At 74.7% G+C, this 15,634-nt stretch carries 14 protein-coding genes and 2 pseudogenes; 10 read left to right on the top strand and 6 right to left on the bottom strand.

The features are described 5' to 3' along the window. Nucleotides 1-269 precede the first annotated feature (269 nt). Nucleotides 270-677: a hypothetical protein gene (locus ACFV1W_RS27710; RefSeq protein ID WP_380419963.1), complete on the bottom strand. Its 408-nt coding sequence runs from the start codon at nucleotides 675-677 to the stop codon at nucleotides 270-272. A gap of 658 nt (nucleotides 678-1,335) precedes the next feature. Between ACFV1W_RS27710 and ACFV1W_RS27705 the strand changes: the two genes are divergently transcribed. From ACFV1W_RS27705 to ACFV1W_RS27695, 3 genes and pseudogenes are all read left to right on the top strand, one after another. Next, on the top strand, nucleotides 1,336-2,085 hold the full coding sequence (locus tag ACFV1W_RS27705; protein WP_380419962.1) for a serine/threonine protein kinase: 750 nt from the start codon (nucleotides 1,336-1,338) through the stop codon (nucleotides 2,083-2,085). After that, nucleotides 2,082-3,611, top strand: a complete 1,530-nt coding sequence (locus tag ACFV1W_RS27700) for a serine/threonine-protein kinase (protein ID WP_380419961.1) — start codon at nucleotides 2,082-2,084, stop codon at nucleotides 3,609-3,611. Before ACFV1W_RS27705 ends, ACFV1W_RS27700 begins: the two co-directional genes overlap by 4 nt. Nucleotides 3,612-3,702: 91 nt before the next feature. After that, nucleotides 3,703-4,809: pseudogene (locus ACFV1W_RS27695) on the top strand (calcium:proton antiporter). 282 nt (nucleotides 4,810-5,091) lie between these two features. Here ACFV1W_RS27695 and ACFV1W_RS27690 read toward each other — a convergent pair. Next, nucleotides 5,092-6,159 (bottom strand): LPXTG cell wall anchor domain-containing protein, encoded by a 1,068-nt coding sequence (locus ACFV1W_RS27690; protein ID WP_380419960.1) that lies wholly within the window; start codon nucleotides 6,157-6,159, stop codon nucleotides 5,092-5,094. 358 nt (nucleotides 6,160-6,517) lie between these two features. Between ACFV1W_RS27690 and ACFV1W_RS27685 the strand changes: the two genes are divergently transcribed. From ACFV1W_RS27685 to ACFV1W_RS27675, 3 genes are all read left to right on the top strand, one after another. Further along, entirely contained in the window at nucleotides 6,518-7,831 is a 1,314-nt protein-coding gene (locus tag ACFV1W_RS27685) for a geranylgeranyl reductase family protein (protein WP_380419959.1), read from the top strand. Nucleotides 7,832-8,123: 292 nt separating this feature from the next. Then, nucleotides 8,124-9,512, top strand: a complete 1,389-nt coding sequence (locus ACFV1W_RS27680) for a hypothetical protein (protein WP_380419958.1) — start codon at nucleotides 8,124-8,126, stop codon at nucleotides 9,510-9,512. Nucleotides 9,513-9,599: 87 nt separating this feature from the next. Then, nucleotides 9,600-10,196 carry a GNAT family N-acetyltransferase gene (locus ACFV1W_RS27675; protein WP_380419957.1) on the top strand — a complete coding sequence of 199 codons (597 nt, stop codon included), beginning with the start codon at nucleotides 9,600-9,602 and terminating at the stop codon, nucleotides 10,194-10,196. Nucleotides 10,197-10,251: 55 nt separating this feature from the next. Here the strand turns inward: ACFV1W_RS27675 and ACFV1W_RS27670 are convergent, their stop codons facing one another. Next, a complete protein-coding gene (locus ACFV1W_RS27670) occupies nucleotides 10,252-10,641 on the bottom strand; it encodes a VOC family protein (protein ID WP_380419956.1) in 390 nt (129 codons plus the stop codon). Then, nucleotides 10,638-11,678, bottom strand: a complete 1,041-nt coding sequence (locus tag ACFV1W_RS27665; protein WP_380419955.1) for a hypothetical protein — start codon at nucleotides 11,676-11,678, stop codon at nucleotides 10,638-10,640. Before ACFV1W_RS27665 ends, ACFV1W_RS27670 begins: the two co-directional genes overlap by 4 nt. 203 nt (nucleotides 11,679-11,881) lie before the next feature. Between ACFV1W_RS27665 and ACFV1W_RS27660 the strand changes: the two genes are divergently transcribed. The 4 genes from ACFV1W_RS27660 (at nucleotide 11,882) to ACFV1W_RS27645 (ending at nucleotide 13,704) form a co-directional block, all read left to right on the top strand. After that, nucleotides 11,882-12,322: an HAD family hydrolase gene (locus ACFV1W_RS27660; protein WP_380419954.1), complete on the top strand. Its 441-nt coding sequence runs from the start codon at nucleotides 11,882-11,884 to the stop codon at nucleotides 12,320-12,322. Nucleotides 12,323-12,387: 65 nt separating this feature from the next. Then, complete coding sequence (locus ACFV1W_RS27655) at nucleotides 12,388-12,795, top strand: DUF3040 domain-containing protein (protein ID WP_380419953.1); 408 nt, start codon at nucleotides 12,388-12,390, stop codon at nucleotides 12,793-12,795. Between the two features lie 21 nt (nucleotides 12,796-12,816). Then, nucleotides 12,817-13,116, top strand: a complete 300-nt coding sequence (locus ACFV1W_RS27650; RefSeq protein ID WP_380419952.1) for a PRC-barrel domain containing protein — start codon at nucleotides 12,817-12,819, stop codon at nucleotides 13,114-13,116. A gap of 3 nt (nucleotides 13,117-13,119) precedes the next feature. Further along, nucleotides 13,120-13,704, top strand: a complete 585-nt coding sequence (locus ACFV1W_RS27645; RefSeq protein WP_380419951.1) for a type 1 glutamine amidotransferase domain-containing protein — start codon at nucleotides 13,120-13,122, stop codon at nucleotides 13,702-13,704. Between the two features lie 47 nt (nucleotides 13,705-13,751). On the opposite strand, the gene ACFV1W_RS27640 is transcribed toward ACFV1W_RS27645, so the two are convergent. Both ACFV1W_RS27640 and ligD read right to left on the bottom strand, forming a co-directional pair. Beyond that, nucleotides 13,752-14,606 carry a DNA ligase gene (locus ACFV1W_RS27640; protein WP_380419964.1) on the bottom strand — a complete coding sequence of 285 codons (855 nt, stop codon included), beginning with the start codon at nucleotides 14,604-14,606 and terminating at the stop codon, nucleotides 13,752-13,754. Nucleotides 14,607-14,705: 99 nt separating this feature from the next. Continuing rightward, nucleotides 14,706-15,584 (bottom strand): annotated as a pseudogene (ligD, locus tag ACFV1W_RS27635) (non-homologous end-joining DNA ligase); the annotation flags it as partial. Nucleotides 15,585-15,634: the final 50 nt, after the last annotated feature.

The following is a 15,634-nucleotide window of genomic DNA, read 5'->3' as shown; positions in this document are numbered from 1 at the left end:
TTTAATTACCCGCCCCCCCCCTATATCAACCCTTATACACCGGGCGGCAGCTACTTTTGTTAATACGCGCCGGGGGCGGGGCCCGGGCGTCCGCCCTGGTGGGGCCCGGCACCAGGCCCCGGCGCGGCCCGTCGGCGGTTCGCCGGGTGGAACGTGCGAGGAGCCGGGGCCGTGACGGCCCCGGCTCCCTGCGCCCGGTCGTACGGGCGCTGCCCTGTCTTACGGATGCCGTTCCACGGGTGAACGGCCGGGGGTCCTGGCCGTGGCGGTCAGAACGGGTTGGTGCAGGTGGTCACCTGCCTGCTGGCGTCCAGCGCCGGGCCGGCGGTGGCGCAGACGATGTGGGGGGCGGGGCCGGTGACCTTCGGGGTGGCGGCCTGGACGGAGCCCAGTCGGACGGCGGACGCGCTGGCGACCGTCTCCCACGGGCTGCCCCAGGCCTGCTGGGAACGCACCTCTACCTGAACCATCGTCAACTGGGTGGGGTCCGCGTTGACCTGGGCTATGCCGACGATGCCGTCGCCGTCGACCTGGTGCGTGATGCAGGGGCGGTTGAGCACCGTGGCGCAGGCGACGGTGCCGGCCTCGGACGTCGCCGTGGCGGCCATGGCGGGAGCAGCCGACAGGGCTGCGATCCCTGCCGCCGCCATCATCACGGCTGCAATCCGAGTGCGCATGATACGAACCTCCTTGGAAATTAAGGGAATCTCACTGGATGAGATGAGTGTTGCACACATCCTGGGATTCGCATGTGTGCGTTGCGTCACACCCATCGTGACCGTTCAACTACTGGCTGCAATCGTTCGCCGAATGTTCAGCGTGCGGACAAGTTGCCGCCTGACGGAGGATCAGTTACCGGGCGGCGGAACCGTCCGCCGCCCGGCCGTCGCGCCGCCGCCCGCAGGCGCCGACGCCGCGGCCCGGTGACCGAAGTCGTCCGAGGTCAGCGTCAGGGCCACTCGGGCGGGCTCCTCCGGTTCGGCCATACGTTCCAACCCCTCGGTGTCCAAAGGGCCGTGGGCCTACTCGAACTGTACCCAAGCCCCGTCCGGGGCGCCTGCCGGGCGCACGGAGGCGGTGTCCGTGGTGCCGGAGAGGGCCGAGTTGGTCCTGGTGCGCCGCGTCCCGTACGCCAACACCACTGCTTTGACCAGACCTTGAATCACCCTTTTATCGGGCGTGCACGACGCGGCACCGCCCGGCCGGGCCTGCTCGGCGGGACAACTCCCCGCAGACCGACCTCGGTTGGCCGTGTTCCTTCACTCGTCCGGGTGGCGCCTTGCCGCTTGGGCGAATCGGACGGATACCATCGAGCCGATCCCACGGAGGTGCTGCGTGGACACGGTCATCGTGCAACTGCCCGGCCCGGGGCCGGATCCGGCGCCCGGACTGCTGCGGATGGGCCCCGGCGAGGCCGCGGTGTTCGGGCGCGGCGAGCCCGGGCGGCCGGTCGCCATCCCGCTGCCCGACCAAGGCGTCTCCCGGCGCGCCGGCGAGGTGGTCGCCGCCGAGGACTACTGGCGGCTGTCGAACTTCAGCACCACCGCCACCTACGTGGTGGAGAACCTCGAAGGCGCCGGCGAGCACATCAAGGTGGCCCCCGGGCGCCTCGGCGCACCCGTCCCCTTCGAACTCTCCCGCGTCCTGCTGCCCGCTCTCGGCGAGCCCGCCGCCTTCAAGGTCTTCGCTCCCCAGCACGCCTACCTGGACGGCCACCCCGGCGGTGCCGAGGGCGAGCGCACCGTCAGCCCCTTCGCCCTGGACCCGACCGCCAAGTACTTCCTGGTGCTGCTCGCGCTCTGCGAACCCCGGCTCCGCTCGCCCTCCACCGCCGCCGTCCCCGGGGTGACCGAAGTGCTGGCCCGGCTGCGCGTCCTGCCCTCCTGCCGGGGGCTGACCCGCTCGGCGGTGAACTACCACATCGACTACCTGGTCGGCACGAAGCTGCGGTTGCGCGATCCGTACGAGGAGGGAGCGGCGGGCGGCAAGCGAGAGGAACTGGTCGGCCTGGCCCTGCGGTTCGACCTCGTCCGGGAGGAGCACCTGGCCCTGCTCCCGCCCCGGCGCCCGGTCGCGCGGCCGTGACGCCGGCCCGGGAGCACGGCGCCGCCCCCGGTGCCGGTCCCCCGCAGGAGCGGCCCGTCGCCGCCCCGCCGCCCTTCGAGATCCCCGACGGCTACCCGCTGGCGGGCTACCGGACCGGCGCCTTCCTCGGCGCGGGCGCCTGGGGCAGCGTCTACGCCGCCGAGGGTCCGGACGGCACCCCGGCGGCCGTCAAGCTCCTCGGCCCGGCCCGCTCCAGCCCCGGTCAGCGCCGCACTCTGGCCCAGATGGCCGCCGGCGAGCTGCGCTTCAGCCGCCGTGCCGACCATCCCCACCTGATCCGCACCCTCGCCGTGGTCACGGTCGACGACCCCGACCACCCCGAACTGGACGGCGCTGTCGCCCTGGTGATGGAGCGCGCCGCCCGCAGCCTGCAGGACGTCCTGGCCGCCGTCCGTGCCGGAACGCCGGTGCCCGGCGCCGAACGGATCCTCACCGAGGTCTGCGCCGGACTGACCCACATGCACCGGGCGGGCTGGGTCCACGGGGACCTCAAACCGGCCAACATCCTGCTGATGCCCGACGGCACCGCCAAGATCGCCGACTTCGGCCTCACCGCCGAACTGGAGGGCACCCACGCCTACGCTCCGCCGCTCGGCTCGCCGGACCACGTCCCGCCCGAGTGGTGGTCCCAGCGCACCGGGGCGCGCGGGGTCGCACTGCGTCCCAGCGCCGACGTCTGGGCCTTCGGGGTGATCGCCCACCAACTGTTCACCGGTGGGCTGCACCCCTTCCTCGGGGCCACCGCCCGGGCCAGGTCACTGGCCGCCCAGGCGTACGCGCGCGGTGCCGCCCCGCTTCGGCCGGACCAGGCGCTGCCGGCCAGCTGGCGGCCGGTGGTGGCGGCATGCCTGACCGCCGACCGGGAGGAGCGCGCCCGCACCGACCTCGCCGCGCTGGTCGCCCGTGCCACCGCCCGCCCGGCCGGGCGCCGCCGGGCCGTCCGGGCCGGCGCCGGCCTGCTGGCCTGCGCGGCCCTCCTGCTCGCCCTGACCGGCGGCCCCGAACCCCTCGCGCCGGGCGCGCTCCGCGCCGTGCCGCCGCTGCCCGGGGCGATCCCGGCCGGCTCCGACGTCCCGGTGGCCTACCGGGGCACGATCGAGGTCGCCGCCCGGCGCTGCCCCGAGCCGGAGATCACCCCGGTCCTGCTGGCCGCGATGCTCAAGGCGGAGAGCGGTTTCGATCCGAACGCGGCCCGCCCGGAGACCGGTGAGTACGGCATCGCGATGTGGACGCCCGCCGTCTTCGACGCCTGGGCCAGGGCCGCCAACCACGACGGACCGAAGTCGTACCTGGACCCGGGCGACGCGATCGCCGCGATGGGCAACTACGTCTGCTGGCTCGACCAGCAGATAAAGCGCCGCGGCTTCACCCGGGACCTGCCCGCTCTGGTCGCCGCCGCCTACCGCACCAGTGACAAGTCGGTGGCGGCCGCCGGGGGAGTCCCGGAACGGGTCCGCCCGCACGTCGACAAGGTGCTCCGCTACCTCGCCGACTACGGAGGGTGACTGCGCAGACCGGGACGAGGTGTTCCACATCCGTCCATGTCCCGGCGCGGGCACCCGGGTGGCGAGCCCGCGGTCTGGGATCCTCGGGCGCATGATCGCGAAGCTCCGCGAGGCCACCGCGCACTGGACCGTCGTCGTCCCGGTGGCGGCTTTCGTCGTGCTCGTCCTGACCTGGCACGAGGACCTGCCCGGCTGGGTGGTCGGCGTCGTCGCCCTGTTCCTGATGGGGGCCGTGCTGGCGGTCGTGCACCACGCCGAGATCACGCGCACCGGACCGGGGAGCCGTTCGGATCGCTGGTGCTCGCGGTGGCGGTCACCGTGATCGAGGTCGCGCTGATCGTGACGCTGATGGCCGACGGAGGGGACAAGTCCGCGACCCTCGCCCGGGACACCGTGTTCGCCGCCGTCATGATCACCTGCAACGGGATCACGGGCCTGTCGATCATCGTTGCCGCGCTCAAGTACCGCACCGCCGTCTTCAACGGCGAGGGCACCGGCACGGCGCTCGCCTGCATCGCCACCCTCGCCACGCTCAGCATGGTCCTGCCGACCTTCACCACCAGCACGCCGGGTCCGCAGTTCTCCACCACCCAGCTCGCCTACGCGGCCACCGCCTCGCTCGTGGTGTACGGGCTGTTCGTGACCACCCAGACCCTGCGGCACCGGGACTACTTCCTGCCCGTCACCCCCGGAGGGCAGGATCCGCCGGGAAGAGGACGACGACCACGCGAGCCCGCCCACCCTCCGGGCCGCCGGGGTCAGCCTGCTGCTGCTCGCCGTCGCGCTGGTGGCGGTGGTGGGCCTGGCCAAGGCCGTCTCGCCGACCATCGAGTCCGCGGTGGACGGCGCCGGGCTCCCGCACGCGGTGGTCGGCGTGGTGATCGCCATGACGGTGCTGCTGCCGGAGACCATCGCGGCGCTGCGCTCGGCCGTGCGCAACCGGGTGCAGACCAGCCTCAACCTGGCCCTGGGCTCGGCGCTGGCCAGCATCGGCCTGACCATCCCGGTGGTCGCGATCGCCTCCGCCTGGCTCTCCGGGCCGCTCGTCCTCGGCCTCGCACCGTCGCACATGGTGCTGCTGACCCTGACGGTCGTGCTCGGCACGCTGACCGTCATCCCGCGCCGGGCGACCCTGCTGCAGGGCGCGCTGCACCTCGGGGCGCTGGCGGAGTTCGTGGTGCTGGCGGTGAATCCGTGAGAAGGGTGAACCAGCGAGGCCGTGGTGGCCGTGGTGAAGAACGGAAGCCCCTGGCCGTCCCCCCGTGCGGTCAGGGGCTTCCGTCGTCTCCGGCCGGGCCCGCTGGGAGGGGCGGGTCACGGCCGGGAGCCCGTGGCGCCGGTGCTACTGCGAGCGGGCCGGGGGCTCCGTGGTGCCGCGGCTCAGACGCGGCCCTGCGGCCTCCGGAGGGCTCAGACCCCCGGAGGCGGCGTCATCGGGTTCCCTGCGGCAACTCGGCGGTGCCGCAGGCTCCTGCGGTCGTCAGGAGGAGGTGCGGCGACGGCGGGTGTAGACCACCGCGCCCGCGCCGGCGACCAGCAGGGCGGTGCCGGCGCCCGCGTACAGCAGGGTGCCGTCGCTACCGGTGGAGGCCAGCTTCTTGCCGTCCGAGGCGCCCGGGATCGGGGTCGGGACGCTGACCTTGGCCGGGACGACCAGCGGCTGGTCCGGGGCGACCTTGGTGCCCGCGCCGGGGTGCACCGGGACGGTGGCGGTCGGCGGGGTGGACGGGCCGGCGCTCGGGGCGTCGCTGGGCGCGCCGGTCGGGACCTCGGCGGCGGGGGTGGTGGGCGCGGGGGTCTTCGCGGGCTCCGTGGCCGGGGTGGTCGGCGCGGGCGTCTTGGCCGGCTCGGTCGCCGGGGTGGTCGGCGCCGGGGTGGTGGACGGCGTGGCCGAGTGCGACGGCGTGGGGGTCTGCGACGGCGTGGCCGAGTGCGAGGGTGCGGGCGTCTGCGACGGGGTCGGGGTGTGGGAGGGGGCCGGGGTGTGCGACGGGGTGGTGCTCGGCACGGTGGTCGGGCCGGCCGACGGGCTCTTGGTCGGGGTGCCGGTGGGGGTCGGCTTGCCGGTCGGGGCCGGGGTCTCGCCGCCGCAGTCGACCTTGAAGACCTTCTGCTTGGGGTTGCTGACGTCCGGGTGCTCCGGCAGCTCGCCGTCGACCAGCGGGACGGCCTTCCAGAACAGCTTGTAGTGGCCGTCCGGCAGGTTGATGTCCTCGGTGCGGATGTGGCCCTTGCCGTCGACCGGGAGGTCACCGAACACGACCGGCTCGGTCATGTCGCTGTTCATGTCGAAGATCGCCCAGAGCACGTCCTGGTTCGGGTCGAAGCCGAAGGAGTCCAGGTAGAAGGTGCAGACCTTGGGCTCGTTGCGCACGTCCTCCTGGCCGGTGGCGGCGTCGTGGATCTTCACGGTGCCGTTGTTGCCGGGGTGGCCCTTGCCGTTGCCGTTGCCGCCGGCGGCGGCGTGCGCGACGGGGGAGAGCAGCATCAGGGCGGCGGCGGTCGGGACGGCCACCAGGGTGCGTGCGGCGGTGGAGCGGATGCGCATGGGTCTTCCATCGGGTAACGGCAGGCCGGGACGAGCCTGTGGGTGGGAGGGAGCTCTCGGTCGACCGTCGGCCCGGGGGCCGGATCCGTACGACGTGAGGGGCACAAAAGTTCCCGTAGTGGGAAACGCGATGCAAGGGACGTTTGGCCTAAATGCGTCGCTGGGGGCGATTGGTCCGGTTAGTCCCTCGCAACAATCTGATCACCCGATTGTGTTGGACCGGTGCGTGCCGCAGGCATGTCAGGCGATGGCCGGTATTGGCCGGTTCGGGACCCGGGCCCGCGTGTCGGGGCGGCGGGCGGAAGGCGAGGTTCTCTATCGTCCGTCTGGAACCGATCCGACCCAGGGGGAGTGCTCGATGCCCGGCTCAGAGCAGCAGGTGCGACCGGAGCGGCAGCCGGCCGCCCCGACCGAGGACAGCGCCGACGTCATCGTGGTCGGCGCCGGCCCGGCCGGCTCCACAGCCGCCTACCACCTCGCCCGCACCGGCCTGGACGTCCTGCTGCTGGAGAAGTCCGCCTTCCCCCGGGAGAAGGTCTGCGGCGACGGCCTCACGCCGCGCACCGTCAAGCAGCTGGTCGACATGGGCGTCGACGTCTCGGAGGAGGCCGGCTGGCTGCACAACCGCGGGCTGCGGCTGATCTCCGGACGCCGCTCGATGGAGTTCGACTGGCCCGAGCTCTCCGCCTTCCCCGGCCATGGACTGGTGCGCCGCCGCGCCGACTTCGACGAACTGCTCGCCCGCAAGGCTGCCGCGGCCGGCGCCAGGCTGGTCGAACGGGCCAACGTGGCGGGCCCGTTGACGGACGAGCGGTCCGGCCGGATCACCGGCGTCAGCGTCAAGCTGGGGGAGGATCGCAAGCCCGTCGAGTACCGGGCCCCGATCGTGGTCGCCGCCGACGGCAACTCGACCCGGCTGTCGGTCGCGATGAAGCGCTACCGCCGCACCGATCGCGCGATGGGCGTGGCCTACCGCACCTACTTCACCACCCCGCGCCACGACGACCGCTACCTGGAGGCCTGGCTCGACCTGCGCGACCCCGACGACCCCGCCCACCGCCTCCTGCCCGGCTACGCCTGGGTGTTCGGCATGGGCGACGGCACCGCCAACGTCGGCCTCGGCGTCCTCGACACCACGGGCACCGACCTGGACTGGCGCGACCTGCTGCGGCGCTGGTGCGCCGGCCTGCCGCCCGGCTACGCCTACACCCCCGAGGCCGTCACCGAGCCGATCCGCGGCTCCGCCCTCCCGATGGGCCTCAACCGCCAACCGCACTACGCGGACGGCCTGTTGCTGATCGGCGACGCGGGCGGCACGGTCAGCCCCGGCACCGGCGAGGGCATCGCCTACGCGATGGAATCCGGCCGCTACGCCGCCGAGACGATCGTCCAGGCGCACGCCCGCCGCACCGACCGCGGCCGCGAACTCGCCCTGCGCGCCTACCCGCAGAAGCTGCGCTCCGCCTACGCGGGCTACTTCGCCCTCGGCCGGCTGACCGCCGACCTGCTCGGCCGCCCCCGGCTGCTCGGCGCCGCGGGCGCCGCCGGACTCGGCCACCCGGCGTTGCTGAAGGTGGCGTTCCGACTGATGGTCAACCTGACCGAGCCCAACTCTAAGGACGCCCTGGACCGGCTGCTCCACCTGGTCGGCCGGGTCGCCCCGGGGCGCTGAGACCGGTGCGCCGGAGCCTGCCGTTCGGATGACCGGCCGATCAGACAGCCATGCCCGTATCCAGAGCCCTGTCCGTATCCAGCCACGCAGGGGCAGCACAAGACCCCTGCGTGGCTTTTCCGGATCTGAACCGGCCCCGCACACGACGTCCGAGCTGTCTCCACAGCCGCACGGCTTCGCGACCGTCGCCCGGGGGAATCCGTCCGGAAGCCGGACGCGGCACCGCTGCTGACGGCCCGCCACCCCACGCAAGGTTCCCCCAGGCTCCCTTCCACCCTGAGGAGATCAGCCCGTGCGCGCACGTCCCGGCAGGCTCAGATCCCTGCTCGTCGGCCTCTGTGCCGGCGCCACCGCCCTCGCCCTCACCATCGGACCGGCGCAGGCCGCACCGGCCGGTGCCCCCGTCACCGCGGGCCCGGCCGCCCGCGCGGCCGCCACCTACGCGATCAGCACCCCGACGAACGTCTCGGCCTCCTGCTCCGGGCAGAGCGCCGAGGCCATCCAGGCCGTCGACCCGGTGGTGAACGCCGTGTACGACATCTGGATGGGCTGCAAGGGCATCGGCTTCGCCGGCTCACGCGACGGCGGATCCTCCTTCGGCCCGCCGCTCACGCTGCCCGGCAGCACCGGACAGAACGGCAGCCGGTCCTGGGATCCGGCGATCACCGTCGCGCCCGACGGTGCGGTCTACGTGGCGTTCATGGTCGCCCGCTCCGGCCTGACCTACCCCGTCGTCGACGTCAGCACGGACCACGGCGCCAGCTTCAAGACCGTCGGGCAGATCCTCCCGCCGGACGCGAACAACTGGGGCGACCGGGACTTCATCACCGCCGGCCCGGACGGGACGCTCTACCTGACCTGGGACTACGGGCCGAGCGCGGCCGCGGTGACCTTCCTCTGCCCGGCGTCCGGCAGTTGCTCCTTCGCCACCGGCGACGTCAACGCGGTGCTGCAGAAGTCCACCGACGGCGGCCGGACCTGGAGCCCGATGTCCCACATCAGCCCCGGCTACCCGAACAGCGGGGCCGACAGCGCGCCCGTCACGGTCGAGCCGGACGGCTCGATCGACGTGCTCTACCAGGGCTACGTCGTCACCGACGTCCCGACCGACAACCTGACCGTGGCCTACACCTACGCGACCCGCTCCACCGACGGCGGCGCCACCTGGTCCCCGCCGGTGCGGGTCGGCGGCGGCGCCGGGTCGATGAACAACAGTGAGTGGTGGATCGACGGCAGCGAGGCGCTCGGCCCGGACGGGACGCTGTACGCGACCTGGGACACCCAGGGCCCGGACAGCGACACCGGGTGGCTGTCGTACTCGCGGGACCACGGGGCGACCTGGTCCGCGCCGGTACAGGTGCCCTCGGACGCGCTGAACGTCCCGCACGTCATGCAGGTCGTCGCCGGTCCTCCCGGGATCGCGTACGTCGGCTGGCTGTCGAGCAGCGACCCGCGCGGCTACGCGCAGTACCTCCGGACCTTCTCGACCACCCGGGGCTGGCTGTCCGCCCCGGTCCAGGTCTCGAAGGACTTCGGCACCGGCTCGGTGTGGCCCGGCGACACCTTCGGATTCTCCGCGTCGGCGCCCGACCGGCTGGTGCTGGCCTGGGGCAGCGCGGTGGCGCCCTCGGCCTCGAACGACAGCATCTGGACCGCGACGGTCGGCGTGGCGCTGTCCTAGGGGCCGGTCTGCGACCAGCGCCGGATCACGCGACGGCGCCGGGTTATTCGCTGGCGGCGGCGGGGGAGGCGGCGGTAGGAAGGCGGGGTGACCACCAGTGACCCGGCGACCGACCAGCGCCTCCTCCGCCCCGAAGTCCTCGACCTGGGCGACATCCTGCTCCGCCCGTGGGGCCGCGGCCTCGACCTGCCCGGCGGCACCCCCGCCGCGGTGATGGCGGCCGCGGCCGACCCGGAGATCGCCCGCTGGAACCCGCTGCGCGACGCCACCCACCGGGCCGGCGCGGAGGCCTACCTCGACCGCGCCGACTCCCGCTGGGCCGAGGGCGGCACGGCCTCCTTCGCCATCACCGACGCCGCCGACGGCACGCTGTGCGGCAACGTCGCCCTGCGCTGGACCGACCGGGACGACGGCGTCGCCATGGTCGGCTACTGGCTGCTCAGCGCCGCCCGCGGCCGCGGCCTCGCCACCCAGGCCACCACCGCCGTCACCGCCTGGGGCGTCCGCACCGCCGGGGCCCGCCGCATCGAGCTCTACCACGCCGTCGACAACGAGGCCTCCTGCCGGGTCGCCACTCGCGCCGGTTTCCCGTACGAGGGCACCCTGCGGGCCTCCTACCGCTACGGCGACGGCCCGTACACCGACGAGCACCTGCACGCCCGGCTGGCGTCCGACCCCGCGTAGCCTCAGGCGCTGTCGCGGCTCACCGGCGGAGGGCGGCCCGGTTGGTCCGTGTTGCCTACCGGTGGAACTGGGCGAGCTGGACGAGGTTGCCGCAGGTGTCGTCCAGCACGGCGACGGTGACCGGGCCGAGCGCCGTCGGCTCCTGGGTGAAGCGCACGCCGAGCCGGTGCAGGCGGTCGTACTCGGCGTGCACGTTGTCGACGGCGAACTGGGCGGCCGGGATGCCGTCCTCGACCAGGGCCGTCTTGTAGGGCTTGACGGCCCGGTGGCTGTCGGGTTCCAGCAACAGCTCGGTGCCGTCGGGCTGTTCGGGGGAGACCACCGTCAGCCACCGGTACTCGCCGAGCGGGACCTCCTCCTTCTTCACGAAGCCCAGCACCTCGGTGTAGAACCGCAGCGCCTTGTCCTGGTCGTCGACGAACACGGTGGTCAGGTTGATCCTCATGGGGTGCCCTCCGAAGCGGCCCGGTGGTGGTGGCGGTCGCCGAGCCGATCGTAGATCGCGCGGAGCCAGGGCTGCCGGACCGCGGGCAGCCGGGCGAGGCGGTGGCGCAGCAGGCGCCGGTCGGGCTCGAACAGCAGGCGCGGGCGCAGCGGCAGCGGGTCGTCGCGTTCCTCCCCTGCGGGCAGCCGGGTGGTGGGGCGCAGCGGCGGGAAGGCGAGGTGCGTCCACACCGCGGCGTCCAGTGGGACGGGCACCACGCCGCCGAAAGGCGGCTGCCAGGCGGCACCGGTCCACGGGTGGCGGGGGACGAGGGCGATGTCCGGGACCGGCGCGGGGGTGAACCCGGGCCCGGCCAGGCCCAGGGTGCGGACGGGGGCGCCGACCGGGAGCAGCCGGTGCAGGGTGCGGCCGAAGATCTCGGCGAGCAGGCCCGGGGCCACCGCCACCGGCGCGCCGCCGGAGGCCGCCAGGACCTCGGCCAGGGCCTCCCCGACCGCGGCGCTCCACCGGTCGCTCCACCAGCCCCCGGGCTCGACGGGCGGCGTCGGGGACACCGTCCAGCCGTCTCCGTCCGGACGGGCCGGGCCCTCGACCGGGGCCCGTCGGACGGCCCGCGGGTACAGCCAGACCGCCTGCCAGCGGTAGCAGTCGTCGATCCGGGCGCCCACCGTCCGCCCGCACCGCTCGCAGGCCAGGTTGGGCCCTCCGGCACAGGCGCAGCAGCCGTCGCACTGCTCCGCGATCAGGGCGGTGCCGCGGGTGTCGCCCGGGGCCAGCAGGACGGCCCCGCCAGGGCCGGACCACAGGCCGTCGACGGGTGCGTACACGCCCCGGGCGGCGGCCTGCGCCGGGCTGATCGCGGACCAGGGGCGCCAGGGCGGCTCGGAGGGTTCCGGGTCGACGGCGAAGGTCCCCGGCTCCAGCAGGGGCGGCAGGTACCTGTCGCCGCCCTCGCGGTGCGCGTGCGGCGGCAGCGCCACCTCCGCCACCGGCACGGTCAGCGCCGCACCGCACCCCGCGCACTCGAACACCGCCACGCGTTCTCCCGCCCCCCGCGCTCGCCCGTGGACGTCCGGAGTATGGCCTCCCGCGCAGCGGCCGCCAAGCGGTTTTCGCCGGTGGGGGGCGCCCGTCCCCGGCAGGCAGCGCGCGGGGCCGGGGACCGTCCTAACCTGGAAGGGCGCGCACGGTACGTGGCCTGCGTCGGGGGCACGGAAGCACGGCAACGGGAGCGGTGACCATGACGGTGATCTCGGCGGCCCTCTTCGGTACCGACTGGCGGCCCCGGCTGCCCGGCGGCGCCGAACTGCTGCGCGAGTGCGCCGCACGCGGCTGGACGGTCGTGCTGACCGGCCCCGGGCCGGCCGGGGCGCCCGCCCTGACCGTGGCCGCCCCCGGCGGTGACCCCGTCCGGGCCGCCCTGGAGCTGGTGGACGGCGAGCCCTCGCACGCCGTGGCCGTCGCCGGGAGCGTGCGCGAGGTGCTGGCGGCGCGGCGGGCCGGGGTGTCCTGCGTCGCCCTGGAGACCGGCGGGGACGCCGGTCCCGAGCTGCGGGTGGCCGGCGCGGTCGAGGTCCACCGTGACGCCGCCGCCCTGCTGCGTGTCCTGGACGACAGCCTGCTCGCCCGTCCCCGGGCGTTCGGGCGCGTGGGCGCCGGGACAGGTCCGCGGAACGGTTAACGCCGGCCCGTACCGGGCAATCGCCCGGGTGCGAGCACGTCACCGGAATGTCGGAGGTGACCGAGATGGACGGACCCGCGTTGAGCGGATGGGAGCGGCGGCTCCTTGATGAGATCGAGTCCGACCTGCGCCAGGACACGCGCCTCGACCGGAAGTTGAGCACGATGGGGGCGAAGCCGCCGAACCGCGTCCTCGGCGCGCTGCGGGCCGCCGGGCGCCGGATCTCGGTCGGGGTGCTGCTGACCGTACTGGTGATGACGTCGATCTGTCTCGGCATCGGGGTGCGCACTCCCACCACGGCCGTGCTGATCGCCCTCGGGGTGGTCTGGGCCGCCTCGGTGGCGGGCGCGGTGGCCGCCACGGAGCTGCTGCGGCGGCGCGGGGGGTCCCGTGGGTCCGGGTTCGCCGATCCGGCGCGGGAGGAGCGGCACGAGCGCCGCGAACGTCGGCCCTGGGACCGCCCGGACGCGTGACGCGATGAGAGGCACGACCTGATGATGAGTACCGACCTGTGGGAGTACCGCCCGGGCTCCCACCCCGCCGCCGACCTCGCCCTGGTCGGGTACGAGGTACACGCCACCGACGGCCCGCTCGGCCGGATCGAGCAGGACGGCGGCGATCACCTGATGGTCGACGCCGAGCCCTGGGTGCCGGGCGCCCGGGTGCTCGTCCCGGTCGGCCTGGTCGCCCGGGTGGACCACCTCGACCGCACCGTCCACCTCGACTGCCCCCGTGCCCGGGTCGGCACCGCCCCGCCGCCCGCCGAGGACCTCACCACCCACCGCCCGCGCTGAGCCATGGGCTGGCCGCTGATCACCCTGACCGGCCGGACGATCGCCTTCCTGGTCGCGCCGTACGGCGTCGAGCAGGAGGAACTCACCTCGCCCTGGCAGGCGGTCACCGAGGCAGGCGGCACCCCCCGCCTGCTGTCCACCGCCCCCGGCCGGGTGCAGGCCGTCCGGCACCGTGCGCCCGGGGACACCTTCGCGGTGGACGGCCTGGTCGCGGAGGCGGACCCGGCCGACTACGACGGGCTGGTGCTGCCGGGCGGCGTCGACAACCCGGACCGGCTGCGGCTGGACCGGCCGGCCGTCGCCTTCGTACACGACTGCTGCGCCTCCGGCCGCCCGGTCGCCGCGATCTGCCACGCAGCCTGGACGCTGATCGAGGCCGACGCCGTCCGCGGCCGCACCCTCACCTCCTGGCCCAGCCTGCGGACGGACCTGGTCAACGCGGGCGCCCACTGGGTGGACGAGGAGGTGCACGTCTGCCGGGACGGGCCGGGCCCGCTGGTGACCAGCCGCAAGCCGGGTGACCTGCCGGTGTTCGAGGACGTGCTGGTCACCGAGTTCGTTCACGCGGTGGCGAAGCGGCGCCCGTGAGGCTCCCCGCGCGGCGTTGCCCCGCTCCTTCCCGGTCGCACCCCGGGTCAGTCCCCGCGCAGCCGGACGAAGGTGGCGGTGGGCGGGCGTCCGGTGAGGGTGAGTTCGGCGCGCAGCGGGCCGGTGAGCGGGTGCACCTGGCCGTGGTCGGGGTCGGTGGCGGGCGGCCCGAGCAGCGGCCCGGCGACCTGGGCGACCTCGCGGGCCTGGACGGGGGTGAGCCGGGGAGTGGACAGCAGGACGCGGCCGTCGTCGAGTTGGAGCACCAGCGCGTGCGGCCGGGCGACCGGGCCGGTGAGGGCGCGGACGGTGGCGTCCACCGTGTCGCTGCGCCGGTACTTGACCCAGGCGCGGCCCGCCCCGCGCGCCCGGTAGGGGGAGGCCGCGGCCTTGCAGACCAGGCCTTCCACGCCGGTGTCGGCCAGCTGCTCCACCCATTCCAGCGCCTCCGCCCGGTCGGTGGTGGCCATCACCGGCTGGATCGGCGGCGGGACGTCGGCCAGCGCGGCCAGCAGCAGGCGGCGCCGGTCGGTGAGCGGCAGCCGCCGGATGTCGCGGCCGGGCAGGGCGAGCAGGTCGAAGGCGATCAGCCCGAGCACCACCTCCGGGGCCGCGGCCCGGGCCTGGCGGGTGTGCAGCAGCTCCTCGAAGGCGAACCGCCCGGCCCGCCAGGCGACGAGTTCGGCGTCCAGCACCAGTCCCTCCGGCAGCCGGGCGACGGCGGCGGCGATCGGCGGGAACTCGGGGGCGAGGTCGCGGCCGCTGCGGGACTGCAGGAACGCCGGACGGTCGCCGCGGGCGAAGGCGACGCAACGGAAGCCGTCCAGCTTCAGCTCGTACTGAACGCCGCCCCCGCCCAGCCCGTCGGCGGGCGGCACGGCGGTGACGGCGGCGGGGCGCATCACCTCGACGGGGGGTTGCAGCACCTGCCGGGGCTGCTTCGGCGCGGGCCCCGGGGCCGAGGCCGCCCCGGCGGCCGCTTCCCGGGCCCTGGGCGCGGCGGGCAGTGGCCGGGCCTGCTCCGAGTCCAGCAGGGGCGCGAACAGGTCGCCGTGGGCCGCCAGCCGTCCCGGCAGCTCGGCCAGGGTGAAGACCAGCTCCGCCTCCCGGCGTGCCTGCTCCAGCTCGGCCCAGGACAGCGGGGTGGAGACCGTCGGCCGCGTCCGGGCGCGCAGGGTGTACGGGGCGGCGGTGGTCTTCTTGGCGTTGTTCTGCGACCAGTCGACCAGCACCCGGCCCCGGCGGCGGGCCTTGGCCATGGTGTGCACCACCAGGTCCGGGTGCTCGACCTCCAGCGCGGCGGCCAGTGCCTTCGCGTACCCGGAGACCTCGGCGCTGGGCGTCGGCTCGATCGGCACCAGCAGGTGCAGGCCCTTGGAACCGGAGGTCTTCACCCAGGCCGACAGCCCATCCGCGGCCAGCCGCTCGCGCAGCAGCAGCGCGACCGCCCGGCAGGTGAGGACGTCCGCGCCCTCGCCCGGGTCGAGGTCCAGGACCAGCCGGTCGGCCAGCGCCGGCGCGGCCGCGTGCCACTGCGGGACGTGCAGCTCCAGGCAGCCCAGGTTGGCGACCGCCAGCAGCGCCGCGCCGTCCTCCAGCACCACCTGGCGCAGCTCCCCGCCGCTGCTGGGCACGTCCACCGTGCGCACCCAGTCCGGGGTGCCCGGCGGCGGGTTCTTGGCGACGAACACCTCCGCCTCGACACCGTCCGGGCAGCGCAGGAAGGACACCGGGCGGTCGCGCAGGTGGGGGAGCAGGGCGGTGTGCACGGTGGCGTAGTAGCGCAGCACGTCGCCCTTCAGGGCGCCGACGCTCGGGTAGTACACCTTGTCGAGGTGGGACAGGGCGAGGGTGCGTCCGTCCACCGTCATCTGCGGCATGGGCCCTCTCCGAAGCTCCCGCGGGTGGCCCCCGCAGCCAGTCTGCCGCG

Source organism: Kitasatospora sp. NPDC059648 (assembly GCF_042734825.1).
GTDB lineage: Bacteria > Actinomycetota > Actinomycetes > Streptomycetales > Streptomycetaceae > Kitasatospora.
This window is presented reverse-complemented; position numbering and strand designations above follow the sequence as displayed.